The sequence below is a fragment of the Pseudomonas sp. GL-R-19 genome (assembly GCF_019956375.1).
Classification (GTDB): Bacteria; Pseudomonadota; Gammaproteobacteria; order Pseudomonadales; family Pseudomonadaceae; genus Aquipseudomonas.
Genome location: NZ_JAHBDJ010000046.1, coordinates 1 through 20,913, shown reverse-complemented (window position 1 = coordinate 20,913; position 20,913 = coordinate 1). Strand labels below are relative to the sequence as shown.

The window sequence follows — 20,913 nt, the reverse complement described above, 5'->3', positions numbered from 1 at the left end:
AATTCTTGGGGATGAAGCGGGGTGATGCCGCAACCCGGGGTTGCAGACGAATTTTCGAAATCAGTACAAACGAAGCGAATCAGCCGGAGAGGGCAAGGCGCGGGGGCATAGTGTCGAACCTGTTGTTATTGGTTTTGTGGTTCGGATGGTGCGTGGAATGTACTGGATGGTTCAATCGTAAAAATCGGGTTTTGGGCGATTATCGAACGGCAAAAGATCGCAGCCTTCGGCAGCTCCTACAAGGGAACGCGAATTTCCGCGTAGGAGCTGCCGAAGGCTGCGATCTTTTGATTTTAGGCAACAAAAAGCCCACCAATCGGTGGGCTTCGTGTTTTCACAGCACTATCAGAAGTACTTCATCTTCGGCGCTTCTTCTTTCAACGGCTCGTTCTTCGCCGTCTGTTCGTTCCAGCCACCACCCAGGGCCTTGTACAGGTTGACCTGGCTGACCAGCTGCGCCAGGCGATCGGTGATCAACACCTGCTGCGCACTGAACAGCTGACGCTGGGCATCGAGGAAGGTCAGGTTGCTGTCGACACCGATGAGGTAACGACGCTCGGCCAGGCGGTAGTAGACCTGGTTGGCACTGACGAAATCTTTCTGTGCCTGCAACTGCTGGACATAGGTCTGGCGCGCGGCCAGGCCGTCGGCGACTTCCTGGAAGGCCGTTTGAATGGACTTCTCGTAGTTCGCCACGCCGATGTCTTTCTGGATTTTCGATAAGTCCAGACTGGCGCGCAGGCTGCCGGCGTTGAAGATCGGCAGATTGATCTGCGGCTGGAACAGCCAGGTGCCCGAACCACCCTTGAACAGGCCTGACAGGTCCGTGCTCAAGGTGCCGGCATTGGCCGTGAGGCTGATGCTCGGGAAGAACGCAGCCCGCGCCGCGCCGATGTTGGCGTTGGCGGCCTTCAGGTTGTACTCGGCCTGAAGGATGTCCGGACGACGTTGCAGCAAGTCCGACGGCAGGCCGGGCGGCACGTCGCTCAGCAGGTCGTCGTCAAGTGGTTTGGCCGCTTGCAGGTTGGCCGGGATACCGGTGCCGAGCAGCAGCACCAGGCTGTTCTCGTCCTGGGCGACCTGACGGGTGTACTTGGCCAGTTGCGCCCGGGCGTTTTCCACCGAGGTGCGCGACTGTGCCAGGTCCAGGGCCGAGGCGACCCCGACTTCGTTGCTGCGAGCGGTGAGCTTATAGCTCTCCTCGAAGGTGGCCAGGGTGTCCTGGGTCAGCTTGTACAGTTCCTTGTCCGCCTGCCAGGTCAGGTAGGCGTTGGCCACACTGGCCACCAGGCTGATCTGCGTGCTGCGGCGACCTTCTTCAGTGGCGAAGTACTTCTGCAACGCTTCTTCGTTCAGGCTGCGGACCCGACCGAACAGGTCGAGTTCGTAGGCGCTGACCCCGACCGTGGCCGAGTTGGAACTGACGATGCCGGTCTGGCCGGTCTGCGAAGCGTCAGCCGGAACGCGCTGACGGCTGCCGGTGCCGTTGGCCGAGACGGCCGGGAACAGATCGGCACGGGAGATGCGGTATTGAGCCGCAAACGCGTCGATGTTCAGGGCTGCGACACGCAGGTCACGGTTGTTTTCCAGGGCAACCTGAATCAGCTGTTGCAGCGCCGGATCATGGAAAAACTGCTTCCAGCCTTGCTCGGCAGCCGCTTGCGCCGGTGCCTGGGCCGGCGAGTACGCCGGGCCCTGCGGGTATTGGCCCGCCACCGGCGCTTCGGGCTGCTGATAATCAGGTATCAGCGAGCAGCCACCGAGCACGAAGGCGGCGACTGCCAGGGAGAGTAGCGACTTGCTCATTAGCCAGCCTCTTGAGGAGTTTCAATGGCGTCATCCTGGTCGGCGATTTTACGCTGGCCTATGGACGACACGGTGACGAAGAACAGCGGGACCCAGAAAATCGCCAGCACAGTGGCCGTGATCATACCGCCAATCACACCGGTGCCGATTGCATGCTGGCTACCGGAGCCCGCGCCGGTGGATATCGCCAGTGGTACCACACCCAGAACGAAGGCGAGCGAGGTCATGATGATCGGTCGCAGACGCATGCGACTGGCTTCGATTGCCGCATCGCGCAGGCTACGCCCTTGTTCGTGCAGCTCCTTGGCAAATTCGACAATCAGGATGGCGTTTTTTGCCGCCAGACCGATAGTCGTCAACAGACCTACCTGGAAGTACACGTCGTTGGACAAACCGCGCAGGCTGGTGGCCATCAATGCACCGATGATCCCCAGCGGCACCACCAACATCACCGCGATCGGAATCGACCAGCTTTCATACAACGCCGCCAGGCACAGGAACACCATCAGCAGCGACAGGGCATACAGCGCTGGTGCTTGCGAACCGGACAGACGTTCTTCGTACGACAGGCCGGTCCAGGAAATACCGACACCCGCCGGCAGTTTCTTGGCAATGGCTTCGACTTCGGCCATGGCTTCACCGGTGGAATAGCCTGGCGCCGGGGCACCGAGGATTTCCATCGCTTCCACGCCGTTGTAACGGGCCAGTTTCGGCGAGCCGTAGATCCACTCGCCCTTGGCGAACGCCGAGAACGGAACCATGGTGCCGACGCGATTGCGCACGTACCACTTCTGCAGGTCTTCAGGGCCCATTCGAGCGCCTGGCTGGCCTTGCACGTACACCTTTTTCACCCGACCACGGTCGATGAAGTCGTTGACGTAGCTACTGCCCAAGGCAATCGACAGGGTGTTGTTGATGTCGGCGATGGTAATGCCCAGGGCACTGGCCTTCTCGTCATCGATTTCCAGCTGGTATTGCGGTTCGTCGTTCAGGCCGTTCGGACGCACCTGAGCCAGAATCTTGCTTTGTGCGGCCATACCGAGGAACTGGTTACGCGCGGCCATCAGTTTTTCGTGGCCGATACCGGCGCGGTCCTGCAGGAACACGTCGAAACCGGTGGCGTTACCCAGTTCCAGTACCGCCGGTGGCGCGAAGGCGAACACCATGGCATCGCGGAAGGTGAAGAAGTGCTGCTGGGCACGGGCCGCCACCTTGAACACGTTGTTGTCGGCGTTACGCTCATCCCACGGTCTGAGCATGATGAACGCCATGCCCGAACTCTGGCCACGGCCGGCGAAGTTGAAGCCGGTCACGGTAAACACCGAGTTCACCGCATCGCCTTCGCCGCCATCCTTGCCCGGACGCAGCAGGAATTCACGCATTTCGTCCACGACCACCTGGGTACGCTGGGATGTCGAACCGGCCGGGGTTTGCACCTGGGCGAACAGGACACCCTGGTCCTCTTCAGGCAGGAACGCCGTTGGAATACGGGTGAACAGCCAGATCATGCCGACGACGATGATCAGGTAGGCCAGCAGGTACGGGGCCTTTTGCGCAAGCATGTTGCCCACGCCACGCTCGTAGCTGCGTACGCCGCGGTCGAAGTTGCGGTTGAACCAGCCAAAGAAACCGCGCTTCGGTACGCCGTGCTCGCCTTTGCGGATCGGCTTGAGCATGGTCGCGCAAAGCGCCGGGGTGAAGATCAGCGCAACCAGAACCGACAGGGCCATGGCCGAGACGATGGTGATCGAGAACTGCTTGTAGATCACACCGGTGGAACCGCTGAAGAACGCCATTGGCAGCAGCACCGCCGACAGCACCAGGGCGATACCGACCAGTGCGCCCTGGATCTGGCCCATGGATTTCTTGGTGGCTTCCTTGGGTGACAGGCCTTCTTCGCTCATCACCCGTTCGACGTTTTCCACCACGACGATGGCGTCGTCCACCAGCAAGCCGATGGCCAGCACCATACCGAACATGGTCAGGGTGTTGATGCTGAAACCGGCTGCCGCGAGGATCCCGAACGTACCGAGCAATACCACCGGCACGGTCATCGTGGTGATGATGGTGGCACGGAAGTTCTGCAGGAACAGGAACATCACCAGGAACACCAGGGCGACCGCTTCGACCAGGGTGTGAACCACGCCCTTGATCGATTCCGTTACTACCGGCGTGGTGTCATACGGGAACACCACTTCCATCCCTTGCGGGAAGAACGGTTTGAGGCTGTCGATGGTCGTGCGCAGGGCTTTGGCGGTATCCAGAGCGTTGGCACCGGTGGCCAGTTTCACCGCCAGACCGGAAGCCGGGGCGCCGTTGAACTGGGCGTTGATGCTGTAGTTCTCACCCCCCAGACCGACTTCGGCAACATCTTTCAAGCGAACCTGGGAACCGTCCTTGTTGACCTTGAGCAGGATCTTGTCGAATTGCTCCGCGGTCTGCAGGCGGGTCTTGCCGATGATCGTCGCGTTCAACTGGGTGCCGGGCAGGGCCGGCAGGCCGCCGAGCTGGCCGGACGACACCTGGACGTTTTGCGCAGCGATGGCGGTTCTGACGTCGATCGGCGTCAGGTTGTAGTTGTTCAACTTGGCCGGGTCGAGCCAGATACGCATGGCGTACTGGGAACCGAACACCTGGAAGTCGCCGACACCGGCGGTCCGCGAGATCGGGTCCTGCATGTTCGACACGATGTAGTTGGACAGGTCGTCCTTGGTCATGCTGCCGTCACGCGACACCACGCCGATCACCAACAGGAAGTTCTTCACCGCCTTGGTGACGCGGATACCCTGCTGTTGCACTTCTTGCGGCAGCAGTGGGGTGGCCAGGTTCAGCTTGTTCTGGACCTGAACCTGCGCGGTATCGGAGTTGGTGCCTTGCTCGAAGGTCGCGGTAATGGTCATGGTGCCGTCGGAGTTACTTTCCGACGAGACATAACGCAGGTGGTCGATACCGTTGAGCTGTTGCTCGATCACCTGAACCACGGTGTCCTGTACCGTTTGCGCCGAAGCACCCGGGTAGGCCACGGAGATGGCGATCGCTGGAGGCGCAATGCTCGGGTACTGGTTGATCGGCAGTCTGAGGATCGATAGTGCCCCGACCAACATGATCACCAAGGCAATTACCCAGGCGAAAATCGGACGGTCGATAAAAAATTTCGACATGGTTTACTCCCCTTCGCCGCCGGAGGCTTTATCAGCTACCTGGGCGGGGGCCGGGTTCCTTACGGCTACGTTGGTCGCTTCACTGGTCTTGACTTCGATGCCAGGTTTGACGAATTGCAGACCTTCGGTAATCAGGCGATCGCCGGCCTTCAGGCCATCTTCGATCAGCCATTGGTTACCGACAGTGCGGTTGGCCTTGAGTTGACGCAGTTCGACCTTGTTGTCCGGGCCGACGACCAGAGCGGTCGGGGTGCCTTTGAGGTCACGAGTCACGCCTTGCTGCGGGGCCAGGATCGCCGCGCTGTTCACTCCGGTCAGCAATTTGGCGTGCACGAACATGCCTGGCAGAAGGGTGTGATCAGGGTTCGGGAAAATCGCGCGCAGGGTGACGGAGCCGGTGGTCTGGTCAACCGAGATTTCGGAGAACTCCAGCTTGCCATCCAGCTTGTACTCGCTGCCGTCTTCGAGGGTCAGCTTGACCGAGGCTGCGTTATCGCCAGCCTTTTGCAGGCGACCGCTTTCCAGCTCACGGCGCAGTTGCAACAGCTCGACCGAGGACTGCGTCACGTCGACGTAGATCGGGTCGATTTGCTGAATCACCGCCATCGCATCGACCTGAGCATTGCTCACCAGTGCGCCTTCGGTCACCGAGGAGCGGCCGATGCGGCCGGTCAGCGGGGCATTGACCTTGGTGTAGCGCACATTGATCTGGGCAGTTTGCAGTGCGGCTTCCGATTGCAGGCGGTTGGCCAAGGCGGTGTCGTATTCCTGACGGCTTACCGCTTGTTCGTCGACCAGTTGCTTGTAGCGGTCGGAAATCGATTTGGTCGAACGCAGGTTGGCTTCGGCGCTGGCGAGCGTGGCTTCATAGATTGACGGATCGATCTGATAGAGCTGCTGGCCGGCCTTGACGTCGCTACCCTCCTTGAACAAGCGCTTGAGAATGATGCCGTTGACCTGAGGACGGACTTCGGCAATGCGGTACGCACTGGTCCGACCAGGCAGATCGGACGTCAGGGTGAAAGCTTGCGGTTGCAGAGTCACGACGCCGACCTGAGGCGGTGGGGCGGCCGGTGCTGCCTCTTCCTTTTTGCATCCGCTGAGCAGCGATGCCAGGGCGACGGCGGCGACCAGAGCGGTAACAGCTGGCTTGAATTGCATGAAAATCCTCGGGTCAGGCGCGCAAGGAGCGCACTAGAAAGGTGGAAGGTTGAAAAATGGTTACCGAGTGGATAAGTAGCTTGCTAATGAATATACTTACGTACATGGCTGTTTGTAAATACCCAGGCTGCGTATCAACGTCGTTACACAAGCCGTTGAACGGTTGGAAATGCAGGCTGGGGACGCCCCCCCAGAACGTTCGCCCCACTTTTTATTCAGCTGATATTCAGACATCGCTGAAGCACCCCGATTGAGGTTGTACTGCCATGGTCCGTCGTACCAAAGAGGAAGCTCAGGAAACCCGCGCACAAATTCTCGAGGCGGCCGAAAAGGCCTTTTTCGAGCGAGGCGTGGCGCGCACGACCCTGGCGGACATCGCGACCCTGGCCGGTGTCACTCGAGGGGCCATTTACTGGCACTTCAGCAACAAGGCGGACCTGGTGCAGGCCATGCTCGACACCTTGCATGAGCCGCTGGAAGAAATGGCCAAGGCCAGCGAGAGCGAAGACGAACTCGATCCCCTGGGCTGCATGCGCAAACTGTTGATTCATTTGTTTCATCAAATTGCGCTGGACCCGAAAACCCGCCGCATCAATGAGATTCTTTTTCATAAGTGTGAATTCACCGATGAAATGTGCGACCTGCGCCAACAACGGGTGTCAGCCAGCCTCGAATGCAATGTGCGGATCGGCCTGGCCCTGAGTAATGCGGTGAATCGCGGCCAGTTGCCGGAAAACCTCGACACCGCCCGCGCCGCCATCAGCTTGCACGCTTTTATTGATGGCATCCTGTACCAGTGGTTGCTGGCCCCGGACAGTTTTCAATTGCACGCCGAAGCCGAGCGTTGGGTCGACACCGGGCTGGATCTGTTGCGCTTCAGCCCCAGCCTGCGTAAATAAAGCAAAATGCGTAATTGGCGCCTTGTGTGTCAACCATTGAAACCGAAGATGAACAGTTCTTCACGCGCCCTCCGACAATGGGGTGCTTTTATATACTTACACTCGGCAGGTGGACAGGTAGCAAGCTCAGTAATTTGTAGGAATTTTGTGTCGAGTCTGTGAGAAGGCCACCTATTGCCCCTGTAGGAGCGAGCTTGCTCGCGATGGACTCGATAGCGTCGCGTTTAACCAGTAACCACGCGTTATCGTTAACGACCATCGCGAGCAAGCTCGCTCCTACAGTGTGGATAGTGTTAACCGTCCAGATAACAAAAAGCCCCGGCTCTTTCAAGTCGGGGCTTTTGCGTTTCAACGGTTGCTGATTACAGCGTCGGGTAGTCGATGTAACCGGCCGGGCCCTTGGCGTAGAACAGTTCCGGGCGCGCGTCGTTCAGCGGCGCGTCAGCCTGCAAACGCGCTGGCAGGTCAGGGTTGGCAATGAAAGGTACGCCGAAGGCGACTGCATCGGCCTTGCCACTGGCGAGCAACGCGTTGGCGCTGTCCTTGGTGAAACGCTCGTTGGCAATGTAAGGGCCGCCGAAGGCTTCCTTGAGTTGAGGGCCGAGGCTGTCGGCACCTTCTTTCTCCCGCGAGCAGATGAAGGCGATGCCACGCTTGCCCAGTTCGCGAGCGACGTAGGTGAAGGTTTCGGCCAGGTTGTCGTCGCCCATGTCATGCAGGTCGGCGCGTGGCGACAGGTGTACGCCCACACGGCCGGCACCCCAGATTTCGATCGCCGCGTCAGTCACTTCCAGTAGCAGGCGAGCACGGTTTTCCAGGGCGCCGCCGTAGTTGTCGGTGCGCTGGTTGGTGCTGCTTTGCAGGAACTGGTCGAGCAGGTAACCGTTGGCGGCATGGATTTCCACACCGTCGAAGCCGGCCGCCTTGGCGTTCTCGGCGCCGACACGGTAAGCGTCGACGATATCGGCGATTTCAGCGGTTTCCAGGGCGCGCGGCACCGGGAAGTCGGCCAACGGACGAACGAGGCTGACGTGGCCTTTGGGCTGGATGGCACTCGGGGCGACCGGGGCTTCATCGTTCAGGTACAAACCGTGGGAAATGCGACCCACGTGCCACAGTTGCAGGAAGATCTTGCCGCCCGCGCCATGGATCGCCTTGGTCACGTTGGACCAGCCACGCACCTGATCATTGGACCAGATGCCCGGGGTGTCCGGGTAGCCGACGCCCATCGGCGTCACCGAGGTGGCCTCGCTGAGGATCAGGCCTGCCGAAGCGCGCTGTACGTAGTACTCGGCCATCAGCGCGTTGGGTACGCGACCTTCGTCGGCGCGGCAGCGGGTCAGTGGCGCCATGATGATGCGGTTGGCCAACTCGAGGTCGCCCAGTTTGATCGGATCGAAAATAGTCGTCATTTAGTAGCTCTCTTTTGAAGATCAATTAGTAACGGGAGCCAGATCGGGATTGCCGCTCTGACGGAAAGTAATCAGGGTCACCAGCAGGGCGAGTACCGCCAGTGCGGCTGCGGCGAGCGGCACGCTGGTCAGGCCGAAGCCGTGTGCGATCACGCTACCGCCGACCCAGGCACCCAGGGCGTTGCCGATGTTGAAAGCGCCGATATTCAGGGTCGACACCAGGTTCGGTGCGGCGTTGCCGAAGGTCACCACGTTCACTTGCAGCGCCGGTACCGCGGCGAAGCACGCGGTGGCCCAGAGGAACAGGGTGATTTCGGTCGGGATCAGCGCGACGCTGGTCCAGGTCAGCACGGTGGACACCACGGCCATGGTGATGAACACGCCGATCAGCGTCGCGGCCATGCCTTTGTCGGCCAGCTTGCCGCCGATGATGTTGCCGACCGTCAGGCCCAGGCCGATGAGCATCAGGGTCCAGGTCACGCCACGGGGCGAGACGCCGGTGACTTCGCCCAGCAGCGGCGCAATGTAGGTGAACAGGGTGAACACCGAGGCGGCGAACAGCGCGGTCATGCTCAGGGACAGCCAGATACCGCCGCCCTTGAGTGCGGCCAGTTCGGCGCGCATGTCGAGTTTTTCTTCATCGCGCTTGGCCGGCAGGAAGCGGATCAAACCGATCAGTGCGATCACACCGATCACGGTCACGGCCCAGAAGGTCGAACGCCAGCCGGCTGCCTGACCGAGGGCGGTGCCCAGCGGTACGCCGAGGACGTTGGCCAGGGTCAGGCCGGTGAACATCAGGGCCACGGCCGAAGCGCGTTTGTTCGCAGGCACCAGGCCGGCGGCTACGACTGAACCGATACCGAAGAAGGCGCCATGGCACAGGGCGGTGACCACACGGGCGAACATCAGCACGTTGTAGTCGCCGGCCACTGCGCAGAGCAGGTTGCCGACAATGAAGATGCCCATCAACGCCACCAGGGCGGCCTTGCGCGGCAGTCGGGCGGTGGCCAGCGCCATGAATGGTGCGCCGATGGCCACGCCCAGGGCGTAACCGGTCACCAGCCAGCCGGCACCGGGAATCGACACACCGAGGTCAGCCGCCACGTTGGGCAGCAGGCCCATGATGACGAACTCGGTGGTGCCGATGGCGAAGGCGCTCAAGGCCAGGATGAGTAGCGAGAGGGGCATTGTTCAATTCCTTTTCGGCTGGCTGACGTTGGGGGCGTTCTCAGGGTCAGAGCTCTTTACTGAAGGTTTTGAGGAACTCCTGGATGGTTTCCTCATTGCGTTTGAAGAAATGCCACTGGCCGACTTTGCGGCTGCTGATCAGGCCGGCGCGTTGCAGGGTCGCCAGGTGTGCGGACACCGTGGACTGCGACAGGCCGCAACGTTGATCGATCTGCCCGGCGCAAACGCCGTGCTCGTTGCTATGGGACTGGTCAGGGAATTCGACGGTCGGGTCCTTGAGCCAGCGCAGAATGTCTCGCCGTACCGGGTGCGCCAAGGCTTTTATTATTTCGTCGAAATTCATGGTCATGATGTGGGCTCGTGATGTGTAAAACGCTATATCGCGATGAGGCGAACTTTAAATCGGTATTTCGCGATATACAAATATGATTTGGCTCTGACCCGCTCACATTTCGGTATATCGAGTTATAGCGATATGGTGAGTGTAACAAGACAAGAGGGCAGTGCTAAGCTGCGCCCATGAACTATCTCGCACATCTTCACCTCGGTGGTCAGCGTCCCGGTCAATTGCTCGGCAGTCTGTATGGCGATTTCGTCAAGGGACGGCTGCAAGGGCAGTTCGCTCCGGAAATCGAGGGGGCTATCCAGCTGCACCGCAGCATCGACGTGTTCACCGATCGCCATCCGCTGGTGGACGTCGCGTTGTCGCGTTTTTCCCTGACCCGTCGTCGCTATGCGGGGATCGTGCTCGACGTGTTTTTCGACCACTGCCTGGCCCGGGACTGGACGTTGTATGCCGACCGGCCCCTGGCGTTGTTCACCTCGGACGTTTACCGGGTGCTGTCCAGCGAACGGCAATTGCCGGAGCGGCTGGCGAAGATAGCGCCGCACATGGTGGCCAATGACTGGTTGGGCTCGTATCAGGAATTCGAAGTGCTGGAGCAAGTGTTGCGCGGGATCTCGCGGCGCTTGACCCGGCCGGAAGAGCTGGCGCCGGCGATGCAGGAATTGCGGCGGTTGTATGAACCGTTGAGCGAGGACTTCAGGTTGTTCTATCCGCAGCTGCAGGATTTTGCCCGGAACTATCCAACACCATAAAACCCAAATGTGGGAGCGAGCCTGCTCGCGAAGGGGCCATCACATCCAACATTATCGTTGGCTGTCGCACCGCATTCGCGAGCAGGCTCGCTCCCACAGGGGATGTGTGTTTACGCTGCGATAGCGGGGCGCATTGGTGCTCGTTGCGGTTCGACAATCTCACCAAACAAAACCTTCTGCACCGCCTGCTGCGCCTCGAACGCCAGCGCCGCGCGTTCCCGACCTTCGCAAGCGATTGGCTTGAGCAGATGGATCTCCACACCGCCACGGTCGTTGGTGAACAGACGCATCAAGTGCGAGAGCAGATCATCGTCGCCAATGAACGGCGCCAGCGCGCAAGGCTCGCCGTCACGCACATAACGAATCGCTACCGGCTGCATCGCCACTTCGGAATCGATGGCGGCGGACAGCAGGCGACCATGGAAGGTACGCAGCGAACGGCCATCGGTGGTGGTGCCTTCCGGGAACATCAGCAGTGGGTGTGCCTGTTCCAGGTGACGGGTCATCTGCTTGCGGATCAACTGGCTGTCACCCGAGCCACGGCGGATAAACAGGCTGCCGGCCTTGGCCGCCAACCAGCCGGCTACTGGCCAGGTACGGACTTCGGCCTTGGACAGGAACGACAGCGGCGTGAGCATGCCCAGCAGCGGGATGTCGGTCCAGGACACGTGGTTGCTGACCCAGAGCATCGGGGCCTTCGGCAGCTCGCCGTGGACGGTCACGTCAAAGGGCAGGGCGTTGCTCAGGCGGGCCATGAAAAAACGCGACCAGCGCTGGCGACGCGCCATCGAATGGGCCATGCCCAGGCGCTCGAACACCCCGAACACGCTGGCCATGCCCAGGCCCAGCATCACCACCAACAGCACTCGCGCGATTCGCGCGTACACCCGCAACCGGCTCATCAGACAGCCGCCTTGAAGTGTTTGGCGTAGCGCGGGCAGAGTTCGTCGCGCTTGAGCAGAATGAACACGTCGGCGACCTGGAAGTCTTCGTCCCAGCATGGCTCGCCGCAGATCTTCGCGCCCAGGCGCATGTAGGCCTTGAGCAGCGGTGGCATTTCGGCGATCACGTTCGACGGGATGTCCAGGCTTGGCAGCGGGTTTTTCGGCTCGGCGCGCAGGTGTTCGGTGCACAGGTAGCGTTCGCGCAGACGCTGCATGATGGCGTGGGCCTGCACGCCACCATCCTGCATTGGAATGCTCGCGCAACCCATCAGATAGCTATAGCCGCCCTGGTTCAGGACTTCGGCCAGTTCGCCCCAGAGCACGGCGATGGTGCCGCCGTTGCGGTAGGCCGGGTCGACGCAGGTGCGACCGATTTCCAGGATCGGGCCTTGCAGGTGCACCAGGCCGTGGAGGCTGAATTCTTCTTCGCTGTAGAACTTGCCCAGGCTGCTGGCAGCCGTGTGGTCGAGCAAACGTGTGGTCGCCACCAGACGCCCGGTGTTCAGGTCGCGCACGCCGATGTGGGCGCAGTGAACGTCGTAGTCGTCCATGTCCAGACCCAGTTCAGCACCCTTGAGCCTGGCGTTGAATTCGCCGCTGAACACGTTGAAGCGCAAGGCCTGGGCTTCCTGCAACGCCTCGGCGCCCACCAGGCGTTCGGCTTGCAGGCGGCGTTCGTTGCCGGTGTCGCTGATGCGGGCGATCTGAGTCATGGCGAATCTCCGTGCGGGCTGCTCACCTGTCTTTGGGCTACAGCGAATCGACTTTCTTTGTCTAGCCGTGTTGTGCAAAGTCAGGCTATGTAGCCCCGGTGTCATCGCCATTAAGCTTTGGTGATGCTTATATGACAGCCCTCGAGGAGCCTCTTATGCCCTGGCAAACCCTGTTGAACCGCCGTGATCGCTTGCCCGCCAACCCGGATCTGGCTGAAGGTTTCGCGACCTTGTTGCAGCAGTTGGGCACGGTCTCGCCGTTCGAATTGGCCGTGCTTGGCGGGCGGTTGATGGCGACACCGGGACTGGCGTTTCTGGTGGGCTATCAAGCGGCATTGCGCATGCTTTGGCCGAGTGCGCCGCTGAGCCTCGGTGCGCTGTGCGCCACCGAAAAGCGCAGCCTGCGCCCGGCCGACATGCAAACCCGACTGAGCGGTTTGCGTCTGAGCGGACGCAAGGATTTCGTCACCGCAGGCGATGCCGCCGACTGGCTGCTGGTGGCAGCGCGCAGCGAGGAGCCTGGCTCCGATCCGCGCTTGAGCCTGGCGGTGATCTATCGTGATGAGCCGGGTGTGCGGGTGGAAAAACTGGCGCCGATCCCGTTGATGCCGGACATCAGTCATGGCCGATTGTTTCTGGACAATGCCTTGTGCGAATTGCTCGCCGGGGACGGCTGGGATGCCTATGTCAAACCATTCCGCACCCTGGAAGACATCTATGTGCTGAGCGCCATGTCGGCGTGGTTGTATGGCATTAGCCAGGAATGCGATTGGCCGCAAGGCTTGCAATTGCGCTTGCTGGGGTTGTTGGCGGGGTGCGCGGAAACCAGCCGCCAGCCACCGACCCATCCGGCCGGGCATGTGTTGCTTGGCGGGTTGTTTGCACAGTTCGAAGGGCTCAAGGCTGAGGTCAATGAGGCGTTGGCCGGAGGGCCTGCGGAGTGGGCGACGATGTGGCAGCGGGATCAGGCGGTGATGGATTTGGCGGCCGGGGCGCGGGGCAAGCGGTTGGCCAAGGCATTGGCAGACCTCTGACGATTCCGGGTAGGAGCTGCCGAAGGCTGCGATCTTTTGATCCTGTTCTTTTCGGTATGGCCAAAGAGCAAAATCAAAAGATCGTCCGAACGCGGCCCTAGCCTTCGGCAGCTCCAAGGGTAAGGGTCGCGTGAGTGTCATTTAACTGGACTAGGCTGACCCGGTTATTCCCTGTGAGCCCCCGCCATGCCCAAAGGCTTGTTCCTGATTTTCCTGCTGTTGCTCAGCTTCACGGCCCAAGCCGAAAACTGGCCCGCCGAGCAATGGCCGACCACCCCGACGCCGACGGGCCCGGCGCTTCAAGCCTTGGAGGCCTACGCTTTCCCATCCCGTGATGACACCACCCGCCAGGGCATTCGCACCGATGCCTTGTTGGTCATTCGCGACGGCCAGTTGATCTACGAACGCTACGCCGGTCCGACGACGGCCGAGACGCCGCACCTGATCTGGTCGATCAGCAAGAGCCTGATGGCCACGATCCTCGGCGTGGCCTACGGCGAAGGCTTGTTCAAGCTCGGCGACCCAGTGGCGAAGTTTTATCCGCCCCTGCAAAAACACCCCGACATGACCATGGCCGACCTGCTGCACTGGGCCTCGGGCCTGGATTGGCAAGAAGACTACGAATACGCACCGCTGAAGTCTTCGGTGGTGGCCATGCTCTACACCCGTGGTCACCACGACATGGCCGCGTTCACTGCGGCCCATGATGCTTATGCGGCGCCAGGCCAGGCGTTCCGCTACTCCAGCGGTGACAGCAACCTGCTGTCCGCCGCGCTGAAAACCATCGTCGGTCCCGGTCGTTATCCCGACTTTCCGTGGACTGCATTGTTCGAACCGCTGGGCATTCGCCACGCGATCTGGGAAACCGATGCCACGGGCACTTTCGTCGCGTCGTCCTATGCCTACCTCACTGCACGGGACCTGGCCCGGGTCGGTCTGTTGATGGCTCGCGAAGGTCGTTGGGGAGACAAGCAGCTATTGCCCAAGGATTGGGTGGCGTTCAACCGCGAGCCGTTCGCTCACTATCACGCACACGAAGACGATGCCGTCCCCGGCGGCCAATGGTGGCTCAATCGAGCCGTCGAGGGCGCGGCACGACCCTGGCCCGATGCCCCCGCCGACACCTTCGCCGCATTGGGTCATTGGGGGCAGGCAATGTATGTGATCCCCAGCGAACACCTGGTGATCGTCCGCTATGGCGATGACCGCGACGGCAGCTACCGGCACAACCAATTGCTCCAGCTCGCGCTCAAGGCCTTTGCCGGGAAGGTGCAGCCATGACCGGTTTCATTCGTCGTCGACCGCTCGGTTCTCTATTGCTGATCCTGTTGATCGCCTTGCTCGGCTGGATCTGGCACGAGCGGGTGGCGCTGTGGGCGTTCCCCGACATCATCAGCGCCTACACCGCCAAGGAATACTGTTCGTGCCGCTACGTGATGAACAACGACGCCGAGTACTGCCACGGTTATGTGAAGCAGTGGCTGCCCGCCAGCGGCTTTACCGATGACGCTACCGACAAGCGCGTAACGGTCAGCGGCATGGGCCGCAGCAACAGCGCCGTGTGGACCGGCGAGCGCCAGGGCTGTCGCTTGCAGCCGTGAGTACGATGAAGTGCCTGGGTGAGGGGAGGGCTTTTGTAGCGGGGGTGTAACGGATAGCTTGCAATGCGCTGAAGGCCGGTTAAGGTTCAGCACAGGTTTATCTGCCCCACGAGTCTCTATGTTCAAGCGCTCCACCCTTCAATCCCTGGCTTTCCTGTTGTTGGCCGGTGCCGCGTTGTCGGCCCGTGCCGATTGGTACCTGGATGGCGAGTCCTCGCGTCTGTCATTCGTCAGCACCAAAAATGCCAATGTCTGCGAAGTGCAGCGCTTTCTGGTGCTGCACGGCAAGGTCGATCCCGAAGGACTGGCGCAGGTCGAAGTCGAGCTGGAGTCGATCAACAGCGGCATCCCGTTGCGTGATGAGCGCATGCGCAAGGAACTGTTCCAGATCGACAGGTTTCCCGACGCCATGATCACCACGAAAATCGATCTGCGCCCGATCAACGATCTCGCTCCCGGCGCACAGCTGGAATTGCGCCTGCCACTGACCGTCGACCTGCATGGCAAGCAACACGAATACAACGCACAGTTGCTGGCAACCCGTCTCGATGACCGGCGCTTTCAGGTGGTGACCCTCGAACCGTTGGTGATCAACGCCGAGGATTTTGATTTGGCTCCAGGGTTGGAAACGTTACGCAAAATGGCCGGCCTCTCGGCGATCAGTCTGTCGGTGCCGGTGGGTGCGGTGCTGATTTTCACGGCGCGCTGACATGGCCGGAGCGATTTTTCCCTGGCGTGAAGGCAACCACTTCGAACTGCTGGTCGATGGTCCGCAGTTTTTCCCGCGCATGCTGGTGGCGATTGCCCGCGCCGAAGAACAGGTCGAGCTGGAGCTGTATCTGGTGGAAGCGGGCGCCTGTGCCGAAGCCATGGTCCAGGCATTGGTGCAGGCCGCCGAGCGCGGTGTGCGAGTGCGCTGCCTGTTCGATGACTATGGCAGCCTCGCCTTCACCCTGACCTCGCGTCAGCGGCTGACGGCTGCCGGCGTGGAGCTGCGTTTTTACAATCGCCTGAGCTGGCGGCGTTGGGTCGGCAACTTCTATCGCGATCACCGCAAATTGTTGCTGGTGGATCAGAGCCTGGCGGTCGTCGGCGGCACCGGTGTCACTGATGAGTTCTGGACCCCGGGGGAAGATGTCAGCGAATGGCATGAGGTGATGGTGGAAATCACCGGGCCACTGGTGCTCGACTGGCAGTTGCTGTTCGATCGTCAGTGGATTGCCAACCGCCATCGCCGCGCCTGGCGACCGGCCTCGCATTTTGGCTTGCCGCGCCTGCCGCGGGTGCCATCGATGGGCGAGGGCATGGGCCGGGTGGCCTATGCCGACGCCCGCCAACACCGGGACATTCTGCAATCGCTGGTGCGCGCGTTGAACAGCGGCCAGCGACGAATCTGGCTGGCCACGCCGTACTTTTTGCCGACCTGGAAAGTCCGCCGTTCCCTGCGCCGGGCGGCTGCCCGGGGCATCGATGTGCGGTTGCTGCTGACCGGCCCCCGTACCGATCACCCGTCCGTGCGCTACGCCGGGCATCGTTACTACCCGCGACTGCTCAGGGCCGGGGTGAAGATCTTCGAGTACCAGCCGTGTTTCCTGCACTTGAAAATGGTCTTGATCGATGACTGGGTGAGCATCGGCTCGTGCAACTTCGATCACTGGAATCTGCGCTTCAACCTGGAAGCCAATCTGGAAGCGCTGGACCCCGGGTTGACCCGGTCGGTGGCTGCGAGTTTCGAGCACGATTTCGCCCTGAGCCAGCAAGTCAGTCTGGAGGAGTGGAAGCGTCGGCCATTGTGGCGTCGGGTCAAGCAGCGGGTGTGGGGATGGGTGGATCGGGTGGTGGTGAATCTGCTGGATCGAAGGGGTTGAACCCGATCTTCCGAACACCCTGAAACCCCTGTAGGAGCTGGCTTGCCAGCGAAGGCGTCGGGTCAGTCGACACTGTGTCGAATGACAGACCGCTTTCGCTGGCAAGCCAGCTCCTACAGGGGGGAGTGGGGTTTAGAGCAACTCAAAACTCTGCTGCGTCACGTCCTGGGAATCCAGGCCAATCTGCACGTTGAACTTGCCTGGCTCCGCCGCGTATTTGAGCTGGGAGTTGTAGAACTTCAGGTCGTCCTCGGTGATGGTGAAGTGCACGACCTTCTGTTCGCCGGCCTTGATCATCACTTTCTGGAAGTTTCTCAGCTCCTTGATCGGGCGGATCATCGAGCCGGCCACGTCCTGGATGTACAACTGCACCACGGTTTCGCCATCTCGCTTGCCGGTGTTCTTCACCGTGACGCTGGCGTCGAGCTTGCCGGTCTTGTTCAGCGTGGTCGACGACAGGGCCATGTCGCTCAGGCTGAACTCGGTGTAGCTCAGGCCATAGCCGAACGGGTACAGGGGACCGGTGGTGTCATCGAAATATTGCGAGGTGTAGTTGCCCGGTTTGCCCGGGGTGAACGGCCGGCCAATGGTCAGGTGGTTGTAGTAGGTCGGAATCTGGCCGACCGAGCGCGGGATACTGATCGGCAGTTTGCCCGACGGGTTGTAGTCGCCGAACAGCACGTCGGCGATGGCGTTGCCGCCCTCGGTGCCGGTGAACCAGGTTTCCAGGATCGCGTCCGCCTGTTCTTTCTCTTCGAGGATCGTCAGTGGACGGCCGTTCATCAACACCAGTACCAGCGGCTTGCCGGTGGCTTTCAGGGCTCGGATCAACTCGCGCTGGTTTTCCGGGATGTTCAGATCGGTGCGGCTCGACGATTCGTGGGACATGCCACGGGACTCTCCGACGGCAGCAACCACTACGTCAGCGTCCTTGGCGGCTTTCACCGCTTCGTCGATCAGCACGTTCGCCGGGCGAGGGTCATCCACCACTTCCGGGGCGTCGAAGTTGAGGAAGTTCAGGTAACCGAGGATTTTCGGGTCGCTGGTGATGTTGGCGCCACGGGCGTAGATCAGTGTCGATTTGTCGCCCAGGGCGTTGGTCATGCCGTCGAACAGGGTCACCGACTGCGCCGGCTTACCGGCGGCAGCCCAACTGCCCATCATGTCGATGGGCGCCTTGGCCAGCGGGCCGACCAGGGCGATTTTCGCGGTCTTCTTCAGTGGCAGGGTTGCGTTGCGGTTTTTCAACAGCACCTGGCCGCGGCGTGCCACATCACGGGCCTCGGCGCGGTGCAGGCGGCTGTCGGCGTAGGTGTCGACCGGATCGTCCTCGGCCTTGCCGATGCGCAGGTACGGGTCCTTGAACAGGCCCATGTCGTACTTGGCGCCGAGCACCGCACGCACGGCATTGTCGATGTCGCTCTGCTGGATCTCGCCGGCCTTCAGCAGCCCTGGCAGCTCTTTGCCGTAGAGGGTGTCGTTCATGCTCATGTGGATGCCGGCCTTGATCGCCAGCTTCGCCGCTTCGCGACCGTCGGCGGCAACGCCGTGCTTGATCAGCTCGAAGATCGCCCCGTGGTCGCTGACCGCCAGGCCCTTGAAGCCCCACTGCTTGCGCAGCAGGTCGTTCATCAGCCAGGTGTTGGCGGTGGCCGGCACGCCGTTGATCGAGTTCAGCGCGACCATGACCCCGCCAGCGCCGGCATCGATGGCGGCGCGGTACGGTGGCAGATAGTCCTGGTACATCTTGACCGGGCTCATGTCGACGATGTTGTAGTCGCGGCCACCCTCGACCGCGCCATACAGGGCGAAGTGCTTGACGCTGGCCATGATGCTGTCGGCCGCGTTGGCACCCGTGCCCTGGAACGCCTTGACCATCACGCCGGCAATGCGCGACACCAGGTAGGTGTCTTCGCCGAAGCCTTCGGAAGTACGGCCCCAGCGCGGGTCGCGAGAGATGTCGACCATCGGCGCGAAGGTGATGTCGAGGCTGTCAGCCGCGGCTTCCTTGGCGGCAATGCGCCCGGACAGGCCGATGGCGTCCATGTCCCAGCTCGAGGCCAGGGCTAGCGGGATCGGGAAAATGGTGCGGTGGCCGTGGATCACGTCGTAGGCGAAGAACATCGGGATCTTCAGACGGCTGCGCATGGCCGCGTCCTGCATCGGCCGGTTTTCCGGACGGGTGATCGAGTTGAACGTACCGCCGATGTTGCCCGCCGCGATTTCCTTGCGGATCATTTCGCGCGGCATTTCCGGGCCGATGCTGATCAGGCGCAACTGGCCGATTTTTTCATCGAGGGTCATTTGCTTCATCAGGTTGCTGACGAAGGCTTCCTTGTTCTCCAAGGGTGCGGGGGTCGTGGCGGCCAATACGTTATGACTGGCCAGGCTGACGAACAGGCCCAGCAAACACAGCTTCTTCATGAATAGTTTTCTCAAGGGCCCAAACGGCGATGTACACGCCGGCCAGCCAAAATTTAGGGAGCGTCTATTGTTGTTCGGGCGCCGGCTCAAAAAACCAGAGCCAGGATACGACCGCAAGATGGCGGATGCGGTTTCGCGCAGGGCCTCTTTTTAGCCCATCGGCCCGTTGCAATCCAGAGGCGCGGGCGATTATGCCCCAAAGCCGGCTCAGTAGGTTTTACGGTCGGTCTTTTCATGACATGTACAAGGGAGCGTCAACCTGATGAATGTAAGTCCAACCTACCGTTCGCGCCTGCAGGTCGCCACGCTACTGATGCTGGCCACGCTGCTGACCGCCTGCGGTATCAACAATATCCCGACCCTCGACGAACAGGCCAAGGCCGCCTGGGGCCAGGTGCAGAACCAGTATCAGCGCCGTGCCGACCTGATTCCCAATCTGGTGGAAACCGTCAAGGGGTACGCCAAACATGAGGAACAGACCCTGACCGCGGTGATTGAAGCGCGAGCCAAGGCCACGTCGATCCAGGTGGATGCCTCGACCCTCGACAACCCGGAAAAACTCAAGCAGTACCAGCAGGCTCAGGATCAGCTCAGTGGCGCCTTGAGTCGTTTGATGGTGGTCTCCGAGCGATATCCGGACCTGAAGGCCAACCAGAACTTCCTCGCCCTGCAATCGCAGCTGGAAGGTACCGAAAACCGGATCAGCGTGGCTCGGCGCGATTTCATCCTGGCGGTGCAGAAATACAACACCGAAATCCGCACGTTCCCCGGTCGCCTGTGGCACAGCGTGATGTACAGCGACCTGCCGGTGCGCGAGACCTTCGAAGCCACACCGGGGTCGGAAAAGGCTCCCGAGGTCAAATTCTGAACAGCGGTCATCGGCGTCACTACGCAAGAGGTTGCCAATGCATGTGTTGAAAGCAGGCCTGTTGCTGTTGTTGTGGGTGGTGGCGATCACGGCCCGGGCCGAGCTGAGTTTCCCGGCGCTGACCGGACGGGTGGTCGACAACGCGCAGATGATCGAGCCATCGGTGCGCGAGCAACTCACCCGGCAACTTCAGGCCCATGAGCAAGCCACCGGCGAGCAGCTTGTGGTAGTGACTTTGCCGGATTTGCAAGGCACCGACATCGCCGACTTCGGTTACCGGCTCGGCCGCCACTGGGGCATCGGACAGAAGGACAAGAACAACGGCGCCTTGCTGATCGTCGCCCGTGACGAGCGTAAACTTCGCATCGAAGTCGGCTACGGCCTGGAGGATCGCCTGACCGATGCCCAGAGTTCGGTGATCATCAACCAGGTCATCACCCCGGCGTTCAAGACCGGCAACTTCAGCAAGGGCATCAGTGACGGCGTGGCGGCGATGCTGCTGGTGTTGGGCGGCAACCCCTTGGACGAACCCTCCACGGCGTATGAATCCAGAGGCGATCCGGGGGACGATTTCGTTTCGCGCCACCCCGGGTTGTTCGTGTTTTTGCTGATGTTGTTCATCCTGACTGTTTTTGTGTGCCAGATGCTCGGTATCCTTCCTGTCGGCCGGGGCGGCTCCGGTGGATCCGGGGGCGGCTTCGGCGGTGGTGGATTTGGCGGCGGCGGTGGAGGTGGA

18 protein-coding genes are annotated in these 20,913 nt (G+C 61.1%); 9 read left to right on the top strand and 9 right to left on the bottom strand.

Annotated elements, in window-relative coordinates:
- Positions 1-345: 345 nt before the first annotated feature.
- From emhC to KGA83_RS22320, 3 genes are read right to left on the bottom strand one after another with little or no spacing between them, the layout of a single operon-like run.
- On the bottom strand, positions 346-1,806 hold the full coding sequence (emhC, locus tag KGA83_RS22330; RefSeq protein ID WP_108216759.1) for an efflux RND transporter outer membrane subunit EmhC: 1,461 nt from the start codon (positions 1,804-1,806) through the stop codon (positions 346-348).
- Entirely contained in the window at positions 1,806-4,967 is a 3,162-nt protein-coding gene (emhB, locus tag KGA83_RS22325; RefSeq protein WP_108216760.1) for an efflux RND transporter permease subunit EmhB, read from the bottom strand. Before emhB ends, emhC begins: the two co-directional genes overlap by 1 nt.
- Positions 4,968-4,970: 3 nt before the next feature.
- Positions 4,971-6,128 (bottom strand): efflux RND transporter periplasmic adaptor subunit, encoded by a 1,158-nt coding sequence (locus KGA83_RS22320; protein WP_108216761.1) that lies wholly within the window; start codon positions 6,126-6,128, stop codon positions 4,971-4,973.
- Between the two features lie 266 nt (positions 6,129-6,394).
- Here KGA83_RS22320 and emhR point away from each other — a divergent pair, with 266 nt between their 5' ends.
- Positions 6,395-7,027, top strand: a complete 633-nt coding sequence (emhR, locus tag KGA83_RS22315; RefSeq protein ID WP_108216762.1) for an efflux system transcriptional repressor EmhR — start codon at positions 6,395-6,397, stop codon at positions 7,025-7,027.
- 362 nt (positions 7,028-7,389) lie between these two features.
- Here emhR and KGA83_RS22310 read toward each other — a convergent pair whose 3' ends face one another.
- From KGA83_RS22310 to KGA83_RS22300, 3 genes are read right to left on the bottom strand one after another with little or no spacing between them, the layout of a single operon-like run.
- A complete protein-coding gene (locus KGA83_RS22310; protein WP_108216764.1) occupies positions 7,390-8,439 on the bottom strand; it encodes an alkene reductase in 1,050 nt (349 codons plus the stop codon).
- Between the two features lie 21 nt (positions 8,440-8,460).
- Positions 8,461-9,627 carry an MFS transporter gene (locus KGA83_RS22305; RefSeq protein ID WP_108216765.1) on the bottom strand — a complete coding sequence of 389 codons (1,167 nt, stop codon included), beginning with the start codon at positions 9,625-9,627 and terminating at the stop codon, positions 8,461-8,463.
- A gap of 46 nt (positions 9,628-9,673) precedes the next feature.
- The gene (locus KGA83_RS22300) at positions 9,674-9,976 is read right to left on the bottom strand and encodes an ArsR/SmtB family transcription factor (RefSeq protein ID WP_108216766.1); all 303 of its coding nucleotides are present in this window, start codon (positions 9,974-9,976) and stop codon (positions 9,674-9,676) included.
- 170 nt (positions 9,977-10,146) lie between these two features.
- On the opposite strand from KGA83_RS22300, the gene KGA83_RS22295 reads away from it, so the two are divergent.
- A complete protein-coding gene (locus KGA83_RS22295; protein ID WP_108216767.1) occupies positions 10,147-10,725 on the top strand; it encodes an ACP phosphodiesterase in 579 nt (192 codons plus the stop codon).
- Between the two features lie 110 nt (positions 10,726-10,835).
- Here KGA83_RS22295 and KGA83_RS22290 read toward each other — a convergent pair whose 3' ends face one another.
- A complete protein-coding gene (locus KGA83_RS22290; RefSeq protein ID WP_108216768.1) occupies positions 10,836-11,627 on the bottom strand; it encodes a lysophospholipid acyltransferase family protein in 792 nt (263 codons plus the stop codon).
- On the bottom strand, positions 11,627-12,382 hold the full coding sequence (olsB, locus tag KGA83_RS22285) for an L-ornithine N(alpha)-acyltransferase (RefSeq protein ID WP_057400777.1): 756 nt from the start codon (positions 12,380-12,382) through the stop codon (positions 11,627-11,629). Before olsB ends, KGA83_RS22290 begins: the two co-directional genes overlap by 1 nt.
- A 155-nt stretch (positions 12,383-12,537) precedes the next feature.
- On the opposite strand from olsB, the gene KGA83_RS22280 reads away from it, so the two are divergent.
- The 5 genes from KGA83_RS22280 to KGA83_RS22260 all read left to right on the top strand — a co-directional run bounded on the left by KGA83_RS22280 (position 12,538) and on the right by KGA83_RS22260 (position 16,885).
- Positions 12,538-13,416: an acyl-CoA dehydrogenase family protein gene (locus KGA83_RS22280; RefSeq protein ID WP_108216770.1), complete on the top strand. Its 879-nt coding sequence runs from the start codon at positions 12,538-12,540 to the stop codon at positions 13,414-13,416.
- A gap of 186 nt (positions 13,417-13,602) precedes the next feature.
- Positions 13,603-14,697, top strand: a complete 1,095-nt coding sequence (locus tag KGA83_RS22275) for a serine hydrolase domain-containing protein (RefSeq protein ID WP_223530942.1) — start codon at positions 13,603-13,605, stop codon at positions 14,695-14,697.
- Positions 14,694-15,017, top strand: a complete 324-nt coding sequence (locus KGA83_RS22270; protein WP_108216772.1) for an amidase — start codon at positions 14,694-14,696, stop codon at positions 15,015-15,017. The genes KGA83_RS22275 and KGA83_RS22270 overlap by 4 nt, the downstream gene beginning before the upstream one ends.
- A gap of 118 nt (positions 15,018-15,135) precedes the next feature.
- Complete coding sequence (locus KGA83_RS22265) at positions 15,136-15,726, top strand: YceI family protein (protein ID WP_108216773.1); 591 nt, start codon at positions 15,136-15,138, stop codon at positions 15,724-15,726.
- Between the two features lies 1 nt (position 15,727).
- Complete coding sequence (locus KGA83_RS22260; RefSeq protein ID WP_108216774.1) at positions 15,728-16,885, top strand: phospholipase D-like domain-containing protein; 1,158 nt, start codon at positions 15,728-15,730, stop codon at positions 16,883-16,885.
- A 132-nt stretch (positions 16,886-17,017) separates the two neighbouring features.
- Here the strand turns inward: KGA83_RS22260 and bglX are convergent, their stop codons facing one another.
- A complete protein-coding gene (gene bglX, locus KGA83_RS22255) occupies positions 17,018-19,309 on the bottom strand; it encodes a beta-glucosidase BglX (RefSeq protein WP_108216775.1) in 2,292 nt (763 codons plus the stop codon).
- Positions 19,310-19,571: 262 nt separating this feature from the next.
- On the opposite strand from bglX, the gene KGA83_RS22250 reads away from it, so the two are divergent.
- Positions 19,572-20,177, top strand: coding sequence for a LemA family protein (locus KGA83_RS22250; protein WP_115948226.1), 606 nt, complete (start codon positions 19,572-19,574; stop codon positions 20,175-20,177).
- 37 nt (positions 20,178-20,214) lie between these two features.
- The coding region (locus KGA83_RS22245) for a TPM domain-containing protein (RefSeq protein WP_223530940.1) at positions 20,215-20,913 on the top strand (699 nt) is incomplete at its 3' end.